Genomic DNA, 6,450 nt, shown 5'->3' with positions numbered 1-6,450 from the left:
CTAGTGACCAGCCGACCGTCGCACCTCGACCAGCCGGTGGCCCAGCCGGGTCTGCACGCGATGTGGATCAATCACCACTGGTGAAACACCCTGCCTACTCCCGGCGACACCGCCGTCCACTGGTCACCGCACTCCGATGGCGGTCAGCGTGGGTGACGTGAACTCCACTGTGGAACGACCCTGCTGCCGACATACCCCTGGCCGGAGGACGGCCGCAACGGACGGGAGCAACATGGGTGGACTGCAACTAGTATTGTCAAGCCCAAGTGTGTAGATCGCCTTCAGTCCGTGAGTTCGGCCCGCGTCGCATCGGCGGAACCGCGCGGTCTGTTCAGCGACGGGCTTCTGGAGGGCGTGGAGTGCAACCTGACCGCCGGGATGAGTACGAGTTGCGGAGCGTTGATTTCCTGGGCGACCAGCGCGAGTTGCGCGTGGCGGCGCTCGCGGACCTAGAGGCGGTCGGCGGGAAGAACTATCGGGCCCCGCAGTATGAGGAGGCCTCGGACAGCACGGGCTGTGTCCGGGTTGCTGTCGACCAGAAGGGCGCCGTCAGGGACGTTCATTTCCGCTCGGACTGGCGAGCTGACCTGAGGCCGCAGGCCCTCGGCCCGGCGCTGCTCGAGGCCCACAAGAACGCGAACTCGGCGATGATGAACTCTCTCGCCCTGGCGTCGCTCGCGGAGGAGGAGCGCAACGCTGCCGACGGTGACGACGAGCCGCAGGAGCCGCGGCCCCTGCCGGAGGCGCCCGAGCCGGACATCGCGGAGATCTGGCGGATGCTGTCTGACGTCGAGGACGTGATGTATCGCGCGGACAAGCTGTCCCGGGAGACAGCCGCTGACCGCGTTCGCACCATCTCCAGCCCGATCGGGCATTTTCAAGGCACCTGCGAAGGCCGCGCGCTCACCCGCATCACTGCGGAGCTGACGCTGGTCGATCAGGCCGACAATGAACAGTTGCGCTCCGCGGCGCTGGAGTTGTTCCGGCGGGCGGAGGAGTTGACGGGGAGGGAGAACCTGTGAGTGACCCGACGACGACCAAGGTCATCACGGAGAACGTCCGTGAGGAGGGCAAGAAATGGCGTGACCTGTCGGACGACATGGACGCCGTGAAGACAAACCCCGTAGGCAATCAGGGCCTCATGCTCGGGGCCACCGCGTTCTTCATCGGCCAGACCGAACTCGTCGCCACGGCGATGCACTCCCAGGCTTACAACGGCTACTACGAACACGTTCAGAAGCTCGTCGCTGGCGCGGTCACCGAGTGGGACCAGCTCGGCGGTGCAATGGACCGGATGGCCGACGAGTTCGACCGCACCGACCAGACGGCCAAGGCCAATCTCGAGAAGATCTACACCCAGCCGTGACCTCAGGAAGGAACCACACCCCCACATGTCGAATCCGGGCGAACCCCAGGGAAGCGCGAGCGAGCACACGAGTGCCATCGAGCGGGCCGTCAATCAGATTCGGGAGAACATCACCAAGATCGTCGAGAAGGTCAACGCGGGGATCGACAACGCCAACAGCGGATGGTTCTGGCTGTCGCCGGCCGTGAAGCTGTGGATCACCCGCAGCATCGACAAGTTGAACGAAGCGCTCGACAAGATCCTGAAGCATGCGCGCGAGGTTCTCGCGCACTACACCCCCGTGTTGTCGCTGGTCAACATCAGCTTCCACTGGCTGGACGCCGTCAAGAAGCCCGTCTCCAACATGAGCTCCGAGGTCCAGAGGTCCGCCAACGCCAACCTCGCCTACTGGGAGGGCGGCACAGCCAGCTATTACAAGGAGGAGGTGAAGCCTCCGCAGAAGGACGCCGTTGACGCCCTGGCCGCCAAGGCAGGCTTCATCAGCGAGTGGCTGTACGGCATCGCGATGTCCAATGTGACCTTCGTGACCGAGCTGTCCACGGTCATCGGCACGATTCTCGGCGAGATCACAGCGGCGGCACTGGAATCGGCGACGATCATCAACATCCCATGGGCCATCGACCGCCTCGCTGCGGCGGTGGGTGCCCTCGTGGAGACCGCGGTCAACACCTTGCTCAGCATCGCCAAGCGGATCGTGGAAGCGGGCGAGAACGTCCGCAAGACCGTCAGTGACCGCGTGGACTACGGCAAGTTCCCCAGCGGCGCCTGGCCGCAGGCCGTCAAGGGCTGATCCGACCCTGAACGCACGTGTGAGGCGCTCCCGTTCGCCGCCCGGGAGCGCCTCAGGCGTGTGACGGCCGGGCTACTTCCAGGCGCGCGCGACGGTCGCGTACGTCTCCGCGGCGATCGCCTCGACAATCGGAGCGAGCTTCTCCTTCGGCGTGTACGCGTCCCCACCCACCGCGAGCCAGACAGAGACGTACAGGTTGCCGCTGAGCGCTTGGACCTGGTATCGCGAGTGCTTGTAGCTCTCGACCGTGTCCAGCGTGCGCCCCTCGCCCTGCTCCCACGGCCCGGCGACCGCACCATCGAGCTTCATCGGTTCCCGGTCCAGCGTCCGATAGATGCCCTGCGCCTCGTCCGCCGACTTGGCGGGGATCGCCTCCACGGTCAAACGCGCGATGTCGCCGCTCGACGTCGTCATCTCGTGCAGGCACGCCTCGCCCTCGCCCTTCCTGTAACCATCGGGCGCCGCGCGCCGCTTCTCCTTCAGCGTCAGCTTCAAAGCGGCCAGTGGCGCGAGATCGGTCGCTGCGCACAGGTCCAGGTCGGAGTAGCGATAGGCCGGGAGCGGCGACTGCGAAGTCGCCGTAGCCGGCGGCGTCGTCGCCTCGGCCGCCGGGGGAGGTGCCGGCGTGCCTTCGGTGCACGCGGCCAAGGACAGCACGGTCAGCGCGAGGGGAAGGGCGCGTCGAAGGATCATGGCGAGAATCTACCCGTTGGATACGGTTGATCGCATACCCGACCTCGAATCCGCAGAGATCATTGCCTCTCAACGGTATGTCTCCGCCAAGGCGCTGATCGAAGGCCGCCCGGACACGCGTTTTTACCCGTACCGCAATCTGACCATACACTCGCGTATTCACGTCATGGGTGAACGTGTGCGGCTATTGCCGCGGCGGTCGAGATGGTCGAGCAGTGGGGCTGTGAGCGTCTACGCCTTCATGCGTCGCACCACCTTCCGGCCCACTCCCCCGCCGACCGGTTCCGGAGAAAGTTCCCGGATGTGTGAGATGCCCGACCCAGGCCGACCAACGTACTGGGCGTCCAGCCGTCGCCGCAGTCCGCGCTGCCCACCGGCCGCCGCTTCACCCGCCGCCCAAGCGTACTGACTAAGGTGTCCACATGTTCAACCGCGAGACACCGGAATCGATCGCGCAGACCCGCACGGTCAGCGCGAAGGCGATCCTTACCAACACCGCCGACCTGCGTCAGTATCCGTACCGGCACCTCGCGATCGCGTCACCCCACGGGTTCGGCCTGACGTCGGTAACGGACGCCCTGATGGCCGCGGAGGCACTCGCCCCGTACGGCTGGGACCTGCTGAACGTCACCGAGTTCGGCGCCAGCCAAGTGGTGTACGCCTTCCTCCGCCGACGGTAGGGCCCAACTCCTCGGTTGTGCCGGTCAGCCCAGCAGGCCGGGGCTGTCCAGGATCGGCCCGGTGAGCAGGGCCGCCCCGGCCAGCAGCGCGAGCACGTTGACCACGCCGAAGAGTCCGACCCAGACCAGCGCGGGTACCCCGGTGAGCCAGGCGAGCTGGTCGGCGTCCGACTGCGGTAGCTGACCGCGTCGGCGCAGGGTCTGGAGTTCACCCACCGGCCGTACGCCGCCGAGCAGCAGAAACCACACCCCGGTGTACGCGAACGCGGCCTGCACCTCCGGCGACGCCATCCAGGAGACCCCGAGCACGACCGCGGTGGTGACCACGATCGAGATGATGCCGAAGACGTTTCGGATCATCACCAGCATGGCGAGCAGCAGTGCGACCGCGACCCAGAGCAGCAGGGTGATCCGGTTCCCGCCGAGTACCCAGGCACCGGCCAGCCCGATCAGCGAGGGTGCGAGATAGCCGGCCAGCAGGGTGAAGACCATCCCGGGACCGGTCGGGTGGCCCGCCGACAGGGTCAGCCCGGAGGTGTCCGAGTGCAGCCGGATGCCCTGGAGACGCCGTCCGGTGAGTACCGCCGCGAGCGCGTGCCCGCCCTCGTGCGCGATGGTGATGGCGTTGCGCCCGACGCGCCAGGGCACCCGGGTGACCACCACCGTGAGGGCTACCAGCCCGGTGATCAGGACCAGCAGCGGGGGTGGGTCGGGTTGCGCCCCGAAGAGCTTGTCCCAGAGGTCTGTCAAGCCATCCACTGACATCCGAGCGAGCCTAGCTCACGTCTACGTCGGCCAGCCGTTTGCCCAGGCTCACCAGGGGGCGGCCACGCTGCTCAAGTAGCCGGCGGCCGTACGGGCGTCGGCTACTCCTCGCGCTCTACGACGAACACTCCAAGGCCGGAGTGACCTTCCACCAAGCCCTTGGCCTTCAACCAGTTGATCGCGCCTCGGACGACTGTGATCGAGACACCGTACTGCGCCCGCAGCTCGGCGGCGCTGGGGATCTGTGCTCCTGGCACCAACTCTCCCGACTCAATCTTCTCGGTCAGGTCATTGATGATCTTCTGAGTCTTTGATGTAGGCAATGTGCTGCTCCCTGGTCCGCAGGGCCATTTGATCACAACGTGATGGAAGACCACAAGCCTTAAGAAACATTAAGACGCCCCTGGTGTTGCCTAGTGCTTCGTAATGCCCTAGGTTCTTGGTAACCGACCCCTGGTCCGCAGCTAGTGGAGTCGGTTCCCCGCGCGGCGGCTCGCCCTCCCTACCTCCGGCCTGCCGGCGAGCCGCCGCGCCCGCCTACTCCCGGGAGGTACCGGTGGAACGCGACCGCGCGATGCTACTCGTCGAACGGCATCGGCCGGCACCACTCTGGCGACTGCTCGGCATGTGGCGGTGCGTCACGTGCCGGCGCCGCTGGCCCTGCCCCCGCTACCGCGACGCCCGCAGCAGCCTGCTCACCCACGACCGGCACGACATCGCGGAGGTGGCGCGACGGCTGAACACCCGCTGGCCCCGCCCCTGACCCGAGTCACCGACAGCGGGACCCGCCATCACCTGGCCGCAAGCGCAGGGCAGGGAAGGCCCTCTCGACAAGTCCTCACGGGACATGATCAGAGAGAACGCTCGAAGCGTACGAACGACGCGACCTTCCCCACCCAAATCCTCGCCTTGACAATCGATCCCGTATAGGGAATCAGTTGTCGTAGAAGGTCCACAGGCGTTGCAGCCTCATCTCGGCGGAGTAGCTTGGGAGGGTTCCAGCGCGTACGGCATGGCCACCCGCCTCGGCCCAGTCGAAGTTGCACTTTGCCCAGGAGCCGGCTCCGTGTGGGTTGCGACAATACCGGTACGCGATGCCGTTTTCGGCGGAAACGAAGCCCATCGCCGAACGGCCGTCAGCGTCATTGTCTTTGACATAGACATAGTCGCCGTAGTAGTCAACGCAGACTATGGTAGAGCCATTATCCGCGTTTGCGGTATCGCACACGCCGGCCGGTCCGACGACCTCGACGCCGGTCTGACAGCGCACGGTCCATGAGGTGCACACAGAGTGGTAGTTGTCGCCATCAGCCATGCTTGGTGACGGTGCGGCAAATACGGCAACAGCGGTGGTCAGAACGGCGAGCAGTGCGGCCCGGACCGTCTTCATTCGACTCACTGACAGTAGTATCCTTCCTTGATCTTTACGATGGTGGGGATCATCTTCGCACCGGTCACGTAGGTCGCGATGTCATGCGCGTCGGAGACCGAGCGGGCAAGCCGGTCCAGCTTCATCACCACCAGTTGGTCGCCGAACCGGCACGCCGTGTGGGCCTAGGCGGTCCTGGCCAGGCCCGGTTGGTTCTGGTCAGGACCTTGTCGAGGTAGATCCGGTTGGCCCGTCGACGCGTCTACCGGCCGGAGGTGTGGCCGATCACCGTGGCCGTCGGGTACTGGTCCTTGCCGTTTGCGCCGTCGCGAGCCACGACCGCGAAGAAGACCAGCTGGTTCTCCTTGAAGTCGTAGTTGCACCAGGTATAGCCGTTGTCGGCGCCGTCCGCGTCGTGGCATTCGCCGCTGCGGCCATAGTCGGTGGCCCAGATGACAACCGCCCGGAGGCCATCTTTGTAGTTGTCGGTAACCTTGAACTTGTCGCCATACGAGTAGAAGCAGGCGAATCCCGCTTTGGCGAACGGCTGGGTGCAGAACTCCGTCACCGCGGCCTGTGCCGTACCGCTGATACCGAGTACGGCAAGAGCGGTCATAACCGTAGTAGATGCAATGCTGGCGATAATCCTGCGCTTCATTCCGGAGACTGTGCCACCGTTTCCCCTACAGTCCGAGAGTTGCGCAGCGATCTTGAGGAAAACTTGCGATACGGGTTTGCGCAACGCCGCCGCCATCGAGGCAGAGCTTGGCTGGCCATGCCCCCGGTG

At 65.5% G+C, this 6,450-nt stretch carries 11 protein-coding genes; 5 read left to right on the top strand and 6 right to left on the bottom strand.

What is annotated here, in order from left to right; genetic code table 11:
- Nucleotides 1-389 precede the first annotated feature (389 nt).
- The 3 genes from Pma05_RS15955 to Pma05_RS15945 are packed head-to-tail and all read left to right on the top strand — an operon-like array spanning nt 390 to nt 2,156.
- Nucleotides 390-1,022: a hypothetical protein gene (locus Pma05_RS15955; protein ID WP_203858202.1), complete on the top strand. Its 633-nt coding sequence runs from the start codon at nt 390-392 to the stop codon at nt 1,020-1,022.
- Entirely contained in the window at nt 1,019-1,366 is a 348-nt protein-coding gene (locus Pma05_RS15950; RefSeq protein ID WP_203858201.1) for a hypothetical protein, read from the top strand. The genes Pma05_RS15955 and Pma05_RS15950 overlap by 4 nt, the downstream gene beginning before the upstream one ends.
- 25 nt (nt 1,367-1,391) lie before the next feature.
- Nucleotides 1,392-2,156 (top strand): hypothetical protein, encoded by a 765-nt coding sequence (locus Pma05_RS15945; RefSeq protein WP_203858200.1) that lies wholly within the window; start codon nt 1,392-1,394, stop codon nt 2,154-2,156.
- Between the two features lie 72 nt (nt 2,157-2,228).
- Here Pma05_RS15945 and Pma05_RS15940 read toward each other — a convergent pair whose 3' ends face one another.
- Nucleotides 2,229-2,849, bottom strand: coding sequence for a hypothetical protein (locus Pma05_RS15940; RefSeq protein ID WP_203858199.1), 621 nt, complete (start codon nt 2,847-2,849; stop codon nt 2,229-2,231).
- 422 nt (nt 2,850-3,271) lie between these two features.
- Here Pma05_RS15940 and Pma05_RS15935 point away from each other — a divergent pair, with 422 nt between their 5' ends.
- Entirely contained in the window at nt 3,272-3,529 is a 258-nt protein-coding gene (locus Pma05_RS15935; protein ID WP_203858198.1) for a transcriptional regulator, read from the top strand.
- A 24-nt stretch (nt 3,530-3,553) separates the two neighbouring features.
- Here Pma05_RS15935 and Pma05_RS15930 read toward each other — a convergent pair whose 3' ends face one another.
- Nucleotides 3,554-4,294, bottom strand: a complete 741-nt coding sequence (locus Pma05_RS15930; protein WP_203858197.1) for a M50 family metallopeptidase — start codon at nt 4,292-4,294, stop codon at nt 3,554-3,556.
- 101 nt (nt 4,295-4,395) lie between these two features.
- Nucleotides 4,396-4,617, bottom strand: coding sequence for a winged helix-turn-helix domain-containing protein (locus tag Pma05_RS15925; RefSeq protein WP_203858196.1), 222 nt, complete (start codon nt 4,615-4,617; stop codon nt 4,396-4,398).
- A 233-nt stretch (nt 4,618-4,850) separates the two neighbouring features.
- Between Pma05_RS15925 and Pma05_RS15920 the strand changes: the two genes are divergently transcribed.
- Complete coding sequence (locus Pma05_RS15920) at nt 4,851-5,057, top strand: hypothetical protein (protein ID WP_203858195.1); 207 nt, start codon at nt 4,851-4,853, stop codon at nt 5,055-5,057.
- A gap of 171 nt (nt 5,058-5,228) precedes the next feature.
- Here the strand turns inward: Pma05_RS15920 and Pma05_RS15915 are convergent, their stop codons facing one another.
- The 3 genes from Pma05_RS15915 to Pma05_RS15905 form a co-directional block, all read right to left on the bottom strand.
- On the bottom strand, nt 5,229-5,693 hold the full coding sequence (locus Pma05_RS15915) for a hypothetical protein (protein ID WP_203858194.1): 465 nt from the start codon (nt 5,691-5,693) through the stop codon (nt 5,229-5,231).
- Nucleotides 5,690-5,812, bottom strand: a complete 123-nt coding sequence (locus Pma05_RS43475; protein WP_275414697.1) for a hypothetical protein — start codon at nt 5,810-5,812, stop codon at nt 5,690-5,692. Before Pma05_RS43475 ends, Pma05_RS15915 begins: the two co-directional genes overlap by 4 nt.
- Nucleotides 5,813-5,925: 113 nt before the next feature.
- Nucleotides 5,926-6,417 (bottom strand): hypothetical protein, encoded by a 492-nt coding sequence (locus Pma05_RS15905; RefSeq protein ID WP_203858193.1) that lies wholly within the window; start codon nt 6,415-6,417, stop codon nt 5,926-5,928.
- Between the last annotated feature and the right edge of the window lie 33 nt (nt 6,418-6,450).

Origin of the sequence: Plantactinospora mayteni, assembly GCF_016862935.1 — a bacterium.
GTDB classification, from domain to species: domain Bacteria; phylum Actinomycetota; class Actinomycetes; order Mycobacteriales; family Micromonosporaceae; genus Plantactinospora; species Plantactinospora mayteni.
The sequence above is the reverse complement of the archived record's forward strand: the minus strand, read 5'-3'. Positions and strand labels throughout refer to the sequence as shown.